This is a genomic window from Alcaligenes parafaecalis, assembly GCF_026344135.1.
Classification (GTDB): Bacteria; Pseudomonadota; Gammaproteobacteria; order Burkholderiales; family Burkholderiaceae_B; genus Alcaligenes; species Alcaligenes parafaecalis.
On record NZ_JAPKNA010000005.1, the window covers coordinates 242,449 to 257,369 of the forward strand.

Here is a 14,921-nt window from a genome sequence, read left to right on the forward strand (position 1 = left end):
GATCAGACCTCCAGCTCGCCCGTCAGACGGGTCAGGGCGTACAACAACATCCAGTTCTGCACGCAAGCGCGCAGATCGCCTCCCACCACCAAGCGATGCTGACGCACCAGGCGATTAAAAGGAAAACCCTGGGCCAGATCCGCAAAGGCGGCACTATCGCCTTCCAGCCAGAACGGCACCTCGCGCTGGCCAGGACCGGCCTGCACACCCTGCTCGGACACGGCCAGCCAGATATGCTCGCCTGTTTCGGTATTGCGCAGGGCCACACACACATCGGCCAGCACACTGTGCTGCCGTACAAAATCGTCCGCGCTGGCACGTCGTGCCCAGGCAGTCAGCACAGCAGGATCAAACAGAGATAAAGAAGTCAGCATCAGACATACCTTTGTCGAAGAAGGAACTTCTGCACTTTGCCCGAAGAGGACTGGGGCAGGGAATCCACAATAAAGATTCGTTTAGGTACTTTAAAGCCAGACAGTTTTTGGCGGCAAAACTCGCGCAACGATTCCACATCCGGCTCGCGGCCATTGGCAGGCACAATCGCGGCGACCAGCTCTTCGCCCCAATATTCGTGGGGCAGGCCAAAGGCGGCGGCCTCACGCACATCGGTGTGGCTGGCCAGACAGTTTTCCACTTCCAGCGCGGCCACGTTTTCGCCGCCGGTCTTGATCATGTCTTTGCTGCGGCCCATGAAATAGGCAAAGCCTTCATCGTCCACACGAATCAAGTCACCCGTGTGCAGCCAACCCTCCGCATCCAGCACCTGGGCGGTCAGCTCGGGCTGACGCCAATAGCCTTTGAACACGGTCGGGCCACGCACCTGCATTTCGCCCGGCCCGCGCTGATCGGGCATCACTTTGCCGTCCGCATCCACCAAGCGGTACTGCACATGGCGCCACAGATAGCCGATAGAGCCGGGATGCTCCAGGATCTCTTGGGTATAGCGATTTTTGATGGTGGTGACACAGCTTTCTGTCATGCCAAAGCCCCAGCTAAATTCAGCATTGGGGAACACCGTGCGAATCAAATCCTGACGCCACTGGCCCAAGGGCGCAGCCGCCGTTTGCACAAACTGGGCACCGGGCAGGGACAGTTCTTTGAACTCCGGATGATCCGTCAAACCCACCCACATGGCCGACAACAAAAATACGTGCGTGGGCTGATACAGACGCAGCGCGTCCATGACCGCATCGGCCTCGAAACGCGGCACCACGTGCAAGCTGCCACCGGCATACAGGATGGGGCCATTCACCACCCCAAAACCACCAATATGGAACAGCGGCGTCGCCAGCAAGGAGCGGCTATTGGCATCAATACCCAACTCCATGATGTAGTTCACGGCATTGGCCGACAGATTGCCGTGCGTCAGCATGGCACCCTTTGGGGCCGAGGTCGTGCCCGAGGTGTACATGATGATGGCCACGTCCTCATCGCCCACACGGCCAAAGCGATGCTGCACCGGATCATCCGCCCTATGGTCTGGCAAGGATTCGGGCAAATGTTCCAGCCACTGCACGGCGCTGTTCAAACCGCCTTCCGCCTCGATCTGCTCGCGCAAAGGGCGGTAGGCCGGGTCCACAATACACACTGTGGGCTGGGCATCATTCAGCAAGTAGCGCAGCTCGGCTGCACCGTAACGGGTATTGACCGGCACCAGAGAAAAACCACCCACGGCCGTTGCATGCAGCAAGGCCAGATAGTCGATGGAGTTGGGCGTCATGATGGCTACCCGATCCCCCGGCTTCACGCCCAAGCCCTTCAAATAGGCCGACAAGGCACGCGTACGCGCACAAAACTGGCCAAAGGACAGCGCCTGCCGCTCGTCCGAGACCGCGACCTTGTCGGGGTAGCGCTCGGCATTAAACATGGCGACCTGGTAAATATTAGGCATGATGCGAAGCCTCTGCGGCGTGGCCCAGATAGGCCGCTGCAATCTGTGGGTTATTCATGATGTCTTTGCTGTCGCCCGCCAGGCTCAAGCGCCCGGTTTCCAGCACAACGGCATGGTTGGACAGTTTCAAGGCCAAACGAGCGTTTTGCTCCACCAGCACAATCGTGGTGCCATCCTGGCTGATCTGGCGAATTGCGCGGGCCACTTCCAACGTGACCGCCGGGGCCAGACCCAAAGAGGGTTCATCCAGCAAGAGCAGACGAGGGCGAGACATCAAGGCACGGCCAATCGCGCACATTTGCTGTTCGCCACCCGAGAGGTGACGACCCTGGCTTTGCTCACGTTCCAGCAGGCGCGGGAAATAGGCGTAAATACGTTCCAGATCCACCGTGATATCGGCCTGATCGCGGCGCAGATACGCGCCCATCAAGAGATTCTCGCGCACGGTCAGTTCCGGGAACAGGCGGCGACCTTCTGGTGATAAAGCAATGCCCAGATTCACCCGTCGTTCAGCGCTCAAATTCTGGATAGGCTGGCCTTCCATCAGGATTTCGCCACCAGCAACCGGCACCAGCCCACTGATGGCTTTCATCAAGGTGGATTTGCCTGCGCCGTTGGCACCGATCACGGCGCACACGCTGGCTTCTTCCACCGCAAAGCTGACTTTGTCCAAAGCCCGTACCGCGCCATAGGACACGCTCAAATCCCTGATTTCCAACATGGGAGCAGGCTTGCTGGCCTTGGATGCTCCCTGACCGGCGATAGAGACCGAGGCCGGACGTCCCATGCCATTTTGCGATGCGCGGGCATCCACAGGCGGCTCTAGCCCCGGCTCCTTGTCCAGATCCGCACCCAAATAGGCTTCAATCACCCGTGGGTCCTGGCGCACCTGGGCCGTCGGGCCTTCGGCCAACAAACGACCATTAACCAGCACCACCAGCTTCTGGCACAAGCGCATCACCAGGCCCATATCGTGCTCGACCACCACCACATCAATGCCACTGGCATGAATGCGTTCAATCAAGTCAGCCATCGCCACGGTTTCCACCGGATTCAAACCGGCAGCGGGCTCATCCATTAAAAGCAGGCGGGGCATGGCGGTTAAGGCCATTCCCACACCCAAAATCTTCTGTAAACCGTAGGCCAGCGAATCGGCCTGCTCATCGGCTACAGACTCCAGGCCAATCAAGGCCAGTGCTTGCTCGGCCTGCCTGGCCGCTTCCTCGCGACCACGGCGTACACCCCAGGGGTTGAACAGCGACCAGGGCGAGGGAAACTGGCGGAACAGGGCGGCACGGTACAGGTTTTCAAATACCGTGTGGCCCGCAAATACATGCGTCATCTGAAAGGTACGCACCAAACCCTGGCGAGCCAGCTCGGCAGAGGGCCGACCTGTAATGGCAGTGCCATCCATGGTGACAGCACCCGCGCTGGGCTTGGTCGTACCGGCAATCAGATTGAACAGCGTAGTTTTACCGGCACCGTTGGGGCCAATCACACCCGTAATCTGACCCGGTGCCGTGCTGAAGGACACCTCGTCCACCGCACGGATACCACCGAAATGTCGGCTCAAGCCGTGGACATTCAATTGCACGCTCATGCTGCCTCCTTGCGCGCGCCGCGCCACTTACGCCACAGCCCAGCCAAACCTTGCGGCATGAACAAGAGCAGCAGAATCAAAGTCAGGCCGTAGATCAGGCGCTGGTACTGCTGCAGGTCGCGCAGCAACTCGGGCAGAGGGATCAAAATAGCGGCTCCCACCACGGCACCGGCCAAGGCTCCCACACCACCCAGCACATTCATGATGACGGCATTCACAGCCGTCCAGAACCCAAAGGAGTCGGGCGAGATATAGCCCTGGTAATGGGCGTACAAGCTGCCTGTCCAACCGGCGATCAGGGCGCTGAGCACAAATACGCTGACCCGAAAACGCAGCACATTCAGCCCGCCCGAGCGCACCAGTTGTTCGTTCTGATGCAAAGAGTCCGCCACCATGCCCCATTCGCGGCGATACAAGGCCCGCAACACGAAATACACCACCAGGGCAAAGCTGACCGTCACCAGATAAACGCCGTAGCGTCCTTCAGGAATCGGCAAGCTGGCTTGCAAAGGCGGAATCTGACCAAAGCCGTTATTGCCACCAAACAGTTCGTGGAACTCGATAAAGCACAGCACCACGGCTTCGCCCAGGGCGAAGGTCAAGAGTGCGAAATGCACACCCTTGATACGCATAAAAATAGGACCGGTGATCACAGCTAATGCTGCCGTCAGTACCCCGGCGCCCAAAAACGCGGCTGGAAAGGACCAGCCATAATCTCGACTAAGAATGGCGGAGGCATACGCACCCAGCCCAAACAAGGCGCCATGGGCCAGCGAAAGCTGTCCAATGCGCAAAACCAGATTCATGCTCATGGCCAGGCAGGCGTACAAGGACACCATGATGGCCAGATGCAGAAAGAAACGGGGTTGCCCGGCCCAGACAGGCCAGCCCAACAAGACCACGATCAGGACAAGGTGCCAGGCCCATTGCAAGGCACCGTCGCGTGGATAGAAAGCAGCAGTTTTGATCGCGCTCATGACGATTTCCCCATCAGGCCACTAGGCTTGACCAGCAACACGGCCATCACGATCAGGAAGGACAGCATGGTGGCCACAGTCGCGTTATAGAAGGTGGACGCCACGGCCTCGGTGACACTCAGAATCAGGGCGGCAATGACCGCACCGGGCAAGCTGCCCAGACCACCCAGAACCACAATAATGAAAGCTTTAACCACAACAGCTTCGCCCATATAGGGGTGCACGGTGTAGACCGGAGCCATCAAGGCGCCGGACAAACCGGCCAGACCGCAGCTCAGCGCAAAGGTCAGGGCCATGATCTTCCATGAACTGACGCCTTGCAGACGTGCCACTTCCCGATCTTGCGCCACCGCGCGAATCGTCATACCGACACGAGTACGTTCGATCAGGAAATAAAAGCCTGCCAAGGCCAGCACACTCATGCCCACGATCAGCAATTGATCCTTGGCGAAAAAGGCTTGGCCGATCTGCCAGGCACCTTCCACCGGACGGCGTACCGATTGCTCGTCCACCGAGAACAACAACGAGATCCCGGCCTGCAAGGTAATGGCCAATGCCAGGGACATGATCATGCCGCCCATCTCGTCACCCACAAAGCGACGGAACAGGCCGCGTTCAGCCAGTAAACCCAGGAACCCCACCAGCACGGCAGCAGCCGCGATAGAGGGCAGGTAAGGCCAGCCAAACTGACCATAAAACACATACATGGCGTAAGCGCCCAGCATGTAGAACTCGCCGTGAGCGAAGTTCACCACCCGCAAGATGCCAAACACCAGCGTGAAACCCAGGGCTACCAGGGCATACACGAAAGTGGACATCAGGGCGATGATGGCGATTTGCATTGCGATCTGCATAATTGCTAACCGTATTAAGGTGCACTCCACCGCCGTGGCGGAGTGCGTACTGAAACAAAACCGGTAATTAGCGGGCGTCGAACTTGTTGATGACCTTGGCCTTGCCGTCCTCGATCACGCCCAGATAGGCCGGTGTCGCGATCTGGTGGTTGACGCCGTACACGTCCTTGCCACCCCAGACAATGGCGCCCTGAACACCGTCAAAGCTGCTGTTGGCTTCGATACGAGCACGAACAGCGTCGGTATCGTCCACCGTGCCAGCTTCCTGGATCGCCTTGAACAACAGATGCGTGGCGTCGTAGAAGTAGAAAACGAAGTCATCCATGCTGTTGCTGTGAATCTTGGCGTAGGCCTGGCTCAACTTCTGGTAAGGCTCGCTGGACGGATCGGCCGACAAGTACACCAGGGTGCCCTGGGCATTTTCTGCACCGGCAGACTTCACGGTTTCCGCCACGTTATTGCCACCAAACTTGGTGAACTGGCCTTTGAAGCCCATTTCACGCGCCTGACGAATCACAATACCGGCCGGGCCGGGCGGCACCGTATCCAGTTCAATGAAGTCCACGTTCTTGGCAAGAATGCTGGTCAGCAAAGTGCGGAAGTCATTTTGCGAACGCTCGAAGAACTTGGTTTCAGCCACGTCGTAACCGGCGTCCTTGTAAGCGGCGGTCTGGATCTTTTGCGTGCTCCAGCCGGTGGCGTCGTTAGGCGACAAAATCGCCAGACGTTTCAGCTCGGGGCGTTCCTGCTTCAACCAGCCGATCAACTGGCGGTTGTATTCGTACTGAGTAGGCAGCACGCGGAACATATATTTTGTGTTCGCATCCAGCACCTCGGTCGAATAGCTGTTGGACAGCATGATGACCTTATTGCGCTCGGTAATCGGCTTCATGGCCATGACCGAGGCCGAACCAATCGGGCCGATGATGTAGTTCACTTCATCCTGATCGATCAGACGATTCGTGGCGGTGACCGCATCGGCTGCCTTGTAATGATCGTCATAAGTCAGCACTTCAACGGTGTACTTCTTGTCGCCTACAGCCAGGCCACCGGCCTGATTGATTTCATCCACGGCGATTTTCACGCCACCATCAATAGCCAGACCCCAGGGCGCGCCTGGACCTGTCATGCCTCCCACTACACCCAGCTTGAGCGTTTCAGCCTGCGCGCCTAGCGCGGCCACCATCCCTGCTGCTGCCAGTACACCCCGAATCCCGTTTTTCATGGACCTGCTCCTATTAATTGACCGGACATAATTGTTGTTTGATACGAACAATATAATAAGGAGCCAATACTTGTCTACGGAAATATGGATTGATAATGACCTTATAACGCTGATCTATAGGGGGATTTATCGAAATTTAAGGGAAAACACCGAGAACCCCTGTCGGTTTATTTGTACGGACTTTAGCCTATATGTTTATATAAAAAAATCATGACAGGAGCCAGTATTTGGATTGCCGTGGACTGCGGCTGCCCGTAAACACCGGACATAAAGAAAGGCCGCTTTCTGTGGCAGAAAGCGGCCTTGTAAGCGAGGTTATTCAGACGATCAGGCGGCGGTTTGGCTGGCCTGTGTTTCCAGTTGAGCAAAAAAGACCTGCAAGCGGTCCATAGCCTGCTCGATCTGCCCATAAGAGGCGGAACCAAAACACAGGCGCAAGAAGCCTTCACCCTGCGGACCATAGAAGCTGCCCGCCTCGACCACCACACGGGCTTCGTTCAGCAGCCGCTCGGCCAGTTCCTGTGACGGCACGCCCGTGGCACGTACATCGGCAAAGGCATAAATCGTGCCTTCCACATTGGCGCAACTGACATTGGGCATGGCATTCAAGCGTTGCAGCATCATGCGGCGCTTGCTGTCATCTTCGGCAATCATCTCGCGCAGGGCGGCTTGCTGGCCCACCACAGCCTCCAACGCGCCCGCCTGAATAAAGGTATTCACATGGGTGACATCGTTCGCGGTGATCTTCAACAAACCGGGCATCAACCAAGCGGGCGCGGCCAGATAGCCAATGCGCCAGCCGTCCATGGCGTAGGACTTGGTGAAGGCAAACATGGACACGCTGCGCTCTTGCATGCCGGGCAGGGAGGCGATGCTGATGTGCTCGGCACCGTCGTAGGTAATGTCCTCGTAAACCTCGTCCGACACCACGATCAGGTCATGCTTGATGGCCAATTGCGCCAGCGCTTCCAGCTCGCTGCGGCGATACACACGGCCCGTAGGATTGGCCGGATTCACCAGCACCACCATACGGGTTTGGGGAGTAATAGCGGTTTCGATGGCGGCCGGATCAATGGCAAAGTCCTGCTCGCGGTTCAAGGGCACCAGGACAGGCTTTGCCCCGGCCAACTCGATTTTGCCAATATGCTGCGGGTAGTGCGGCGAGAGCAGGATCACCTCATCACCCTCGTCCAGAATGGCAAAAAAGGCGGTAAAGGAGGCATGCGTCAGCCCGTTGGTGACCAGCACATCATCCGGGCCTACATCCAGTTTGTTTTGCGTGCGCAGCTTGGCAGCCAAGGCTTCGCGCAAGGCAGGCACGCCGCGCAGATCGCTGTAATGCACATCGCCGCTCATTAAGGCATCGGCAGCCGCCTGCTTGATCGCCACGGGCGTATCCGCGTGCGGGCGGCCCACTTCCAGATGAATCAGATCCGAGGTGTCACCCTGCAAGCGCGCAGCCTGCTCGTACATGCCAAAAGATTTCAGGGAGGTGCCGGTAATGCGTTTTGCTAGCTTCATGAAAAATTGTTCCTTCAGAATAAGGCAGGCCCGTTCGCCTGCCGGAAACCATCCCGCCCTAAGCAGCCAAGGACTGGATCACTTTGCCCAAAAAGGACTCGCAGGCGGCCAACTGCTCCAGGCTGACGTACTCATCCGCCTTGTGCGCCACGGTGATGGAGCCGGGTCCGCACACAATGCTGGGCACACCTGCTTCCTGGAAAAAGGACGCTTCCGTGCCATACGCCACACGCTGTGCGGCCGATTCACCCAACAGGGCCAGCGCCATCTTTTTCAGTTCCTGGCTGTCCTCATCATCCAGGGCAGGAATGCTGCCCAGACACTCGAACTCAATCGCGGCATCGCCATGGCGTGCCTTCATGCGCGGCAAGACTTGCTCGAAGGCAAAGCGGCGCAAATTGCTGATGAAGCCGTCCGGGTCCACCCCCGGCAGGTAGCGATACTCAAAGGAAAACTCGCAATGGGCCGGGATGATATTCATGCCATTGCCACCCGAAATCGTGTTGGTGGAAATGGTGGAAAAGGGCACATCAAAACCTTCGATGCGCTTGCCACTATCGGCTTCCTGATCAGCCAGATGCTGAATGTGCGACACCAGATTGGCGGCGTACTCAATGGCGTTCAGCCCGTGTGGCGTCAAAGAGGAATGGGCGGCGCAGCCTTTGACACGGCAACGGTAAATGCGGCCACCCTTATGGGCTGCGACTACCCGCATGCTGGTGGGCTCGCCCACAATGCAACCACTGGGCTGAATGCCTGCTTTACGCATCTCTTCAATCAAGCCGGGAATGCCCAGACAGCCCACTTCTTCGTCGTAGCTCAAGGCCAGATGCACGGGCTCGCGCAAGGTCATGGCGCCCAGGGCTTGCGCCTGCGCCATGGCCACACCAATAAAACCCTTCATGTCACAAGCGCCACGGCCAAAAAGCCGTCCATCCCGAATCTGGGCCTGGAAAGGATCGCTGGACCATGCCTGTCCATCCACCGGCACCACGTCCGTATGGCCAGACAACACCACCCCTCCGGGTCCCTGCCCAAAAGTCGCCAGAAGATTGGCTTTGGACCGCGATTCGTTGTAATCAAAACGCACGTGGGCTCCGGCCGATTCAAGCCGGTTGGCGGCCCACTCAATCAATGCCAGATTGGAGTTCCTGCTGACCGTATCAAAGCCAATCAGGGACGAAACGTGCTCAATCACCTGGGCCGAGGGGGCCACCTGACTGCTCATATGCCTGCTCCTTATTGCTATTATTTAAAACTGAATTCAGTTTATAGAGCAGGTATATTGCTGTCAACGAGTCTAGGTGTTTGTACTAGAAATTGAGCTTTTCAATTTTATAAAATCATTGAAATTCAAGTAACTAGTAATTCATAAAGTTGTTTTATACCTATAGCACTTATTGACCATCAAGTATGAAAATGAATATATTCTCAAAAAATGAGTTCAACTGAATTCACTTACTGCGATTACCAATAAGGACTACTATGAGACAACAATCGCGCCCCGCAGACCCGGCCCCCTCCAAGGCCGAGGATCTGCTGTTCGGCAAAATTCTCTGGCGGCTGATGCCCATCTTGTTCATCAGCTACATCGTTGCCTACATCGACCGTGTCAATGTGGGCTTTGCCAAGCTGCAAATGCTGGAAGATCTGAATTTTTCAGCCGAAGTCTATGGCCTGGGTTCGGGCATCTTCTTTGTGGGCTTTTTGTTGTTCGAGATCCCCAGCAACCTCTTGCTGTATCGCTTTGGTGCCCGCGCCTGGCTGACACGCATCATGGTCACCTGGGGCATCCTGTCCGTGCTGACCATGTTCGTCACCACCCCCACGCAGTTCTATATCATCCGTTTCCTGCTGGGCGTGGCTGAAGCCGGTTTTCTGCCTGGCGTGGTGTATTACCTGGCGCAATGGTTTCCACCGCAGCGCCAGGGCCGTGTCATGGCGACATTGGTTACCGCCGCCGCTGCAGGCGGCATGATCGTAGGCCCACTGTCGGGCTGGATCATGGATGTATTCTCCGACTCGGCACACCTGCATAACTGGCAGTGGCTGTTCCTCTTGCAGGGCCTGCCCGCCGTATTTGTTGCCGCCTTGCTGTGGGCCACCTTGCCCAACCGTCCTGAAGACGCCAAATGGCTCAGCCAGGAAGAAAAAACCTTGCTGCACACCCTGAATCAGGACGCGCAACGTGAACTGCCCCGCAAGGACAAAATCGCTGAAGTGCTGGGCAAACCCAATGTGTGGTGGCTGGCTTGTGTGCTGCTGTCCCTGAATCTGGGCATTTACGCAGTGATCTTCTGGACACCCACCATCATCCAGGAAGCAGGTATCAAGAACCTGACGCATATTGGCTATATCGCCGCCTTGCCGTATGCCGCCTCGGCCCTGGCCATGCTGATTCTGGGCCGCTCCTCCGACTACTTTGGCGAGCGTCGCTGGCATTTAGCCATTGCCTGCGCAGGCGGGGCCATCGGCCTGCTGATGACGGCCTTGGCACCCGATCCCACCGTACGCATTATTGGCGTCATCATCGCCACAGCCATGTTTATTGGCGGCACGCCATTGGTCTGGGCCTTGGGTGGTAACTTCATGAGTGGCCGCGCTGCCGCAACCGGCTATGCGCTGATCAATGCGGTTGCTGCATTAGGCGGCTTGTTTGGCCCCTACGCCATGGGACTGGCTCAAGAGATGAGCGGCAACACCAGCAGCGCCGTGCTGACGATTGCCGGTCTGGCCGTGCTGGGTGGTTTGTGCGTCTTTGCACTGCCATCGCCCCGCCAACAAAACGCGCTGGATCAAGCCGCTAAATTGAACGCCGTGCCCAGCAAAGGCGGTGCCCAATGATGCGTCCCCACCTGAAACTGGCTTTAGCTGGCTGCCTTGGGCTGACTACCCTGATCGCCAGCGCTAGCGCCACCGCGCAAACCAGCAAGAATGTCACCCTATACGGGATTCTGGACGCAGGCCTGACCTGGATCAGCAATGCCAACGGCCCCTCCAAAACCACGCTGGATACCGGTGTGATGCAGGGCAACCGCCTGGGCCTGCGTGGCTCTGAATCCCTGGGCAATGGCTTGACCGCCATCTTCCAATTGGAAAACGGTTTTTCCATGGCAACCGGCGAAATGGGCCAGGGCGGGGCGCTATGGGGTCGACAAGCCTGGCTGGGCCTGAAGTCCGACTACGCGGGCAGCCTGAAGCTGGGCCGTCAGTACGACTTCTTCACCGATACCCTGCAGGCCTTTTACACCCCCACCTGGTCTGCAGGCGGCTACTCCAACAGCCCCTTGGATAACGACCGGATGAGCGGCCAACGGGTCAATCAATCCGTTAAATACGTGACGCCTTCCTTTGGTGGTGTAGAGCTGGGTGCCATGTATGGCTTCCCCGAACGTCGTGAGGGCCAGGCCCAAACCGGACGCACCATCAGCTTTACGGCCAACTACAAAAACGGCAACTTTTCGACAGGCGCGGCCTACACCGAAGTGAAAGAAGCCAGTCTGGATATCAGCCCTTTGACAGGCGGTGGCGCACCCAATCGGGTCGGTGGCCGTTACCTGCGCGACTGGGGCATAGGGGCGAACTATGCCTTCGATAAAGTCACCGTCTACGGCGTGTTTTCACAGGCTCTGTATGTCGCCCCCAATGGCCAGCAAAAGAACCATACCTTCCGCAACTACCAACTGGGCTTCGCCTGGCGCGCAGCGCCCAATCTGGTATTGGGACCGGGCTATGGGCTGACCACGCTAGGCTCGAACAAATACCATCAGCTAAACCTGACGGCAGACTACTTCCTGTCCAAGCGCACGGATATCTACACCCAGGCGATTCTCCAGCACGCACAAGGCGAGGGCGCAACCGCCAACGTGATCAGCATGCCCAGCTCCACAGGCCGCAATCAGACCTTGCTAAGGGTGGGGATACGGACCAAGTTCTAGATATAAACCAGGCGCAAGCAGGACACCTGCAGAGCACAGGCCGGGCTCATGCTCTACGCACAAACCCGGTCAGCGCAGCGAGGTCTGTACGATACAATCATCCATTCTTTTCTGATCGGTTTCGTATGGCGACTTCGACTGGTAAATCCACACAGGCAAGCAAGGCAGAAACGCTGGTAGACACCATTTACCGGGACACCCGCAAGCGTTTGAACGCGGGCGACTGGCACCCCGGCGACCGCCTGCTGGATTACGAGCTGGCCGAGCGCTTTGGCTGCACCCGCATGCCCGTGCGCCAGGCCTTGCTGCGACTGGTTAACGAAGGTCTCCTGAACAGCACCACACGGGGATTTCAGGTCCCCGTGCTGACCGATGCCATGGTGCGCGACATCTTTGAACTGCGCCGCATTCTGGAGCCGGCTGCTGCTGCACTGGCCGTCAACATTGCTGACCGCGACCAGTTACACGCAGGCCTGAGCAAAGCCATTGATCTGGCTAAAGTCGCCATGGTGCACAAAGACGCCACCCTGATGTTCAGCGCCAACGCCAGCTTTCGCCAGGCCTGGCTGCAATGCGTACACAACGAGCGCCTGCTGGACGCCATCGCCATGTCCGCAGACCACGCCAATCAGGTGCGCTTTGCCAATACGACGGATACCAACAGCTATCACATCACGGTGGAAGCGCTGGAGAAACTGGGCAAGGCCCTGACCAGTGGTGATCCAGAGCGTGCACGTAGTGAAATGGTGGATTTCCTGAAGCTGGCAGAGGCGTCGTATTTCTTGCGTCGGCAGCAGGTGGATTTGCCTACGGCCTGAAAGACCTGTGCGGTGACCAAACACCCGCACATGTCTGGGTGGGTGATCAGCCTTCGGGCAGGTCTGGGTTGGCCTCATAGCGCAACCAACCTGCGATCAGGCTGCCACTACCCGAACGATCTTTAGGATGGCTGCGCCCTTCATTAACAGGCACCTCTGCAAAATCAAAAGGACTCATACCTTCAATGCAGGCCACATTGACACCGTATTGCTCAGGATTCGAGCGACGCTGGTGAAAGGTGTAAATGCCACAATGCGAACAGAAAAAATGCTTGGCCTGCACCGTGTTGAATTGATAAAGCGTCAGCGCATCCTGACCTTGCTCGACTTGAATATCCGCCAAATCAGCCGACACGGCCACAGCACCTCGCATACGGCAATACGAGCAATTACAACGGCGTGCAGAACGCAATCCATCACTTAACTTCACCGCAAAACGGACCATACCGCAATGGCAGGCGGCCTTGTAAACAGGGCGGGCATCGGTCGTGCTTTCAGTCATGGTCAATTTCACGCTAAGTAGATTCGTATAAAACCAGCACCATGCTAAATCACCGCCCTAAAGATGGCTACAAAGACCGCGCTGTCAAACGCCAAGCCGAGGGCAAGCAGTACAGGGACAACGTTAATTAGCCTTGGTCCTTACGGGGTTGTTCATGGCTATAAGGTTTGCCTCTCTTTCCTTGTCGGCCTAGCATTGAAGCACTCCTGTCTTTTACTACTTATCACGAGCCCGAATCATGCCTCAAATACGCCCAGCCCAACTTGCCGACATTGGCACAATTGGAGATATGTACGCCGAGCTATTCGCCCATATGCATTATTTGCAGCCGCACTACTACCTGCAAGCACGGCAGGATGAAGGCTTTATCCAGTCCATGATCGAATCGGATCAGGCAGTCTTGTTTGTGGCCGAGAAGGATAATCAGGTACTGGGTTTTATCATTGTTCAGCAGCAGAAAACCCCACCGTACAACTGCATCGCACCACATGACTTTGCTTACGTGATTGATCTTGTCGTGACGGAGGCTGCGCGGGGAATGGGGATGGGCAAGCTGCTTATGCAGGCCGCCCAGGAGTGGGCGCAAGTGCGAGGGTTGGACTATATCGAGCTAGGGGTCTTGAGCAATAATCTGGGCCCTATCGCTCTGTATGAGCAGCTAGGCTATCAACACAACACCAGCATCATGCGCAAGGCGCTTAAATAAGGCGTGGCCTGACTCTGATATAAAAAAGCGCTCAAACAAGATATGTTTGAGCGCTTTTTTTATGACTGGATGTCCCCCAGAACTCGGACACCCAAGCCCTGGGTTTGATGCGCCTTTAGCTTGCCACAGCAAGAACCCAAGGCCAGGTAAACGGTTTAACCTTCTTCGACAAACTGCTGCACCTCGGCAGGGGTCAAATAACGCGACTCTCCCGGCTCCAGACTTGCGTCCAAAGACAGAGAGCCAATGCGCTCCCGATGCAGGGTCTGAACCAGGTTCCCCAAGGAGGCAAACATACGCTTCACCTGATGGTACTTCCCTTCCTGAATGGTCAGCCTTGCGGTGCGCTCATCAATGCGTTCCAGCACGGCTGGCAGCGTTGGCTTATCCTCGCCATTCAACAAGATACCGGCCTGGAAAAGTGCTTCTGCATTGTCAGGCAAAGGCTCTGCCAATGTCGCCACGTAGACCTTATCGCACTGATGGCGGGGCGAGATAATACGATGCGTCCACTGGCCGTCATCCGTAATCAAAATCAGGCCGGTGGTGTCCACGTCCAAGCGACCGACGGTGTGCAAACGCTCACGCTTGTCCACATCAATCAGCATCATCACGGACGGGTAGGCGCTATTTTTAAGGCTGCACTCGTAACCAGCGGGCTTATTGAGCATGATGTAACGCAGGCCAATCAGGGCAAGCGGCTCGTCGTCCCAGAGCACTACGTCGCCTTCTTGTATAACGTGGGTGCCCTTGGTCACCACCTCGCCGTTAACCGTGATTTCCCCGCTTTTAAGGACTTTACGTGCGTCTGAGCGACTCAGATCCGTACTCTCACCAAGAAACTTGTCCAGTCGCATTTCATTTCCAAACAAAGAGTTATTGAATAATT

14 protein-coding genes are annotated in these 14,921 nt (G+C 56.9%); 4 read left to right on the forward strand and 10 right to left on the reverse strand.

The window, feature by feature from the left end:
* Positions 1 to 2 precede the first annotated feature (2 nt).
* From OSH09_RS15950 to argE, 8 genes are all read right to left on the reverse strand, one after another.
* The gene (locus tag OSH09_RS15950) at positions 3 to 374 is read right to left on the reverse strand and encodes a hypothetical protein (RefSeq protein WP_266121538.1); all 372 of its coding nucleotides are present in this window, start codon (positions 372 to 374) and stop codon (positions 3 to 5) included.
* Positions 374 to 1,891: a class I adenylate-forming enzyme family protein gene (locus tag OSH09_RS15955; RefSeq protein WP_266121539.1), complete on the reverse strand. Its 1,518-nt coding sequence runs from the start codon at positions 1,889 to 1,891 to the stop codon at positions 374 to 376. Before OSH09_RS15955 ends, OSH09_RS15950 begins: the two co-directional genes overlap by 1 nt.
* Positions 1,884 to 3,491 (reverse strand): ATP-binding cassette domain-containing protein, encoded by a 1,608-nt coding sequence (locus OSH09_RS15960; protein WP_266121540.1) that lies wholly within the window; start codon positions 3,489 to 3,491, stop codon positions 1,884 to 1,886. The genes OSH09_RS15955 and OSH09_RS15960 overlap by 8 nt, the downstream gene beginning before the upstream one ends.
* Complete coding sequence (locus tag OSH09_RS15965) at positions 3,488 to 4,468, reverse strand: branched-chain amino acid ABC transporter permease (protein WP_094195138.1); 981 nt, start codon at positions 4,466 to 4,468, stop codon at positions 3,488 to 3,490. Before OSH09_RS15965 ends, OSH09_RS15960 begins: the two co-directional genes overlap by 4 nt.
* Positions 4,465 to 5,322, reverse strand: coding sequence for a branched-chain amino acid ABC transporter permease (locus tag OSH09_RS15970; RefSeq protein WP_094195137.1), 858 nt, complete (start codon positions 5,320 to 5,322; stop codon positions 4,465 to 4,467). Before OSH09_RS15970 ends, OSH09_RS15965 begins: the two co-directional genes overlap by 4 nt.
* A 67-nt stretch (positions 5,323 to 5,389) precedes the next feature.
* Positions 5,390 to 6,547, reverse strand: a complete 1,158-nt coding sequence (locus OSH09_RS15975) for an ABC transporter substrate-binding protein (protein ID WP_266121541.1) — start codon at positions 6,545 to 6,547, stop codon at positions 5,390 to 5,392.
* A gap of 327 nt (positions 6,548 to 6,874) precedes the next feature.
* Entirely contained in the window at positions 6,875 to 8,068 is a 1,194-nt protein-coding gene (locus tag OSH09_RS15980) for a pyridoxal phosphate-dependent aminotransferase (protein WP_266121542.1), read from the reverse strand.
* A 58-nt stretch (positions 8,069 to 8,126) separates the two neighbouring features.
* A complete protein-coding gene (gene argE, locus OSH09_RS15985) occupies positions 8,127 to 9,296 on the reverse strand; it encodes an acetylornithine deacetylase (RefSeq protein ID WP_207872726.1) in 1,170 nt (389 codons plus the stop codon).
* Positions 9,297 to 9,553: 257 nt separating this feature from the next.
* Between argE and OSH09_RS15990 the strand changes: the two genes are divergently transcribed.
* The 3 genes from OSH09_RS15990 to OSH09_RS16000 all read left to right on the forward strand — a co-directional run bounded on the left by OSH09_RS15990 (position 9,554) and on the right by OSH09_RS16000 (position 12,824).
* Positions 9,554 to 10,912 (forward strand): MFS transporter, encoded by a 1,359-nt coding sequence (locus tag OSH09_RS15990; protein ID WP_266121543.1) that lies wholly within the window; start codon positions 9,554 to 9,556, stop codon positions 10,910 to 10,912.
* Positions 10,909 to 12,006 (forward strand): porin, encoded by a 1,098-nt coding sequence (locus OSH09_RS15995; RefSeq protein ID WP_266121544.1) that lies wholly within the window; start codon positions 10,909 to 10,911, stop codon positions 12,004 to 12,006. The genes OSH09_RS15990 and OSH09_RS15995 overlap by 4 nt, the downstream gene beginning before the upstream one ends.
* A 125-nt stretch (positions 12,007 to 12,131) precedes the next feature.
* Positions 12,132 to 12,824 carry a GntR family transcriptional regulator gene (locus OSH09_RS16000; RefSeq protein ID WP_266121545.1) on the forward strand — a complete coding sequence of 231 codons (693 nt, stop codon included), beginning with the start codon at positions 12,132 to 12,134 and terminating at the stop codon, positions 12,822 to 12,824.
* 46 nt (positions 12,825 to 12,870) lie between these two features.
* Here the strand turns inward: OSH09_RS16000 and OSH09_RS16005 are convergent, their stop codons facing one another.
* A complete protein-coding gene (locus OSH09_RS16005) occupies positions 12,871 to 13,326 on the reverse strand; it encodes a GFA family protein (RefSeq protein ID WP_266121546.1) in 456 nt (151 codons plus the stop codon).
* Positions 13,327 to 13,564: 238 nt separating this feature from the next.
* Here OSH09_RS16005 and OSH09_RS16010 point away from each other — a divergent pair, with 238 nt between their 5' ends.
* Positions 13,565 to 14,032 carry a GNAT family N-acetyltransferase gene (locus OSH09_RS16010; protein ID WP_266121547.1) on the forward strand — a complete coding sequence of 156 codons (468 nt, stop codon included), beginning with the start codon at positions 13,565 to 13,567 and terminating at the stop codon, positions 14,030 to 14,032.
* Between the two features lie 155 nt (positions 14,033 to 14,187).
* Here OSH09_RS16010 and OSH09_RS16015 read toward each other — a convergent pair whose 3' ends face one another.
* The gene (locus tag OSH09_RS16015) at positions 14,188 to 14,889 is read right to left on the reverse strand and encodes a pseudouridine synthase (protein WP_266121548.1); all 702 of its coding nucleotides are present in this window, start codon (positions 14,887 to 14,889) and stop codon (positions 14,188 to 14,190) included.
* Positions 14,890 to 14,921 lie beyond the last annotated feature (32 nt).

Excerpts from the sequence above, each read along its gene's own strand:
- OSH09_RS15950 (WP_266121538.1), bottom strand. The coding sequence starts at position 374 with ATGCTGACTTCTTTATCTCTGTTTGATCCTGCTGTGCTGACTGCCTGG.
- OSH09_RS15955 (WP_266121539.1), bottom strand. The coding sequence starts at position 1,891 with ATGCCTAATATTTACCAGGTCGCCATGTTTAATGCCGAGCGCTACCCC.
- OSH09_RS15960 (WP_266121540.1), bottom strand. The coding sequence starts at position 3,491 with ATGAGCGTGCAATTGAATGTCCACGGCTTGAGCCGACATTTCGGTGGT.
- OSH09_RS15965 (WP_094195138.1), bottom strand. The coding sequence starts at position 4,468 with ATGAGCGCGATCAAAACTGCTGCTTTCTATCCACGCGACGGTGCCTTG.
- OSH09_RS15970 (WP_094195137.1), bottom strand. The coding sequence starts at position 5,322 with ATGCAGATCGCAATGCAAATCGCCATCATCGCCCTGATGTCCACTTTC.
- OSH09_RS15975 (WP_266121541.1), bottom strand. The coding sequence starts at position 6,547 with ATGAAAAACGGGATTCGGGGTGTACTGGCAGCAGCAGGGATGGTGGCC.
- OSH09_RS15980 (WP_266121542.1), bottom strand. The coding sequence starts at position 8,068 with ATGAAGCTAGCAAAACGCATTACCGGCACCTCCCTGAAATCTTTTGGC.
- argE (WP_207872726.1), bottom strand. The coding sequence starts at position 9,296 with ATGAGCAGTCAGGTGGCCCCCTCGGCCCAGGTGATTGAGCACGTTTCG.
- OSH09_RS15990 (WP_266121543.1), top strand. The coding sequence starts at position 9,554 with ATGAGACAACAATCGCGCCCCGCAGACCCGGCCCCCTCCAAGGCCGAG.
- OSH09_RS15995 (WP_266121544.1), top strand. The coding sequence starts at position 10,909 with ATGATGCGTCCCCACCTGAAACTGGCTTTAGCTGGCTGCCTTGGGCTG.
- OSH09_RS16000 (WP_266121545.1), top strand. The coding sequence starts at position 12,132 with ATGGCGACTTCGACTGGTAAATCCACACAGGCAAGCAAGGCAGAAACG.
- OSH09_RS16005 (WP_266121546.1), bottom strand. The coding sequence starts at position 13,326 with ATGACTGAAAGCACGACCGATGCCCGCCCTGTTTACAAGGCCGCCTGC.
- OSH09_RS16010 (WP_266121547.1), top strand. The coding sequence starts at position 13,565 with ATGCCTCAAATACGCCCAGCCCAACTTGCCGACATTGGCACAATTGGA.
- OSH09_RS16015 (WP_266121548.1), bottom strand. The coding sequence starts at position 14,889 with ATGCGACTGGACAAGTTTCTTGGTGAGAGTACGGATCTGAGTCGCTCA.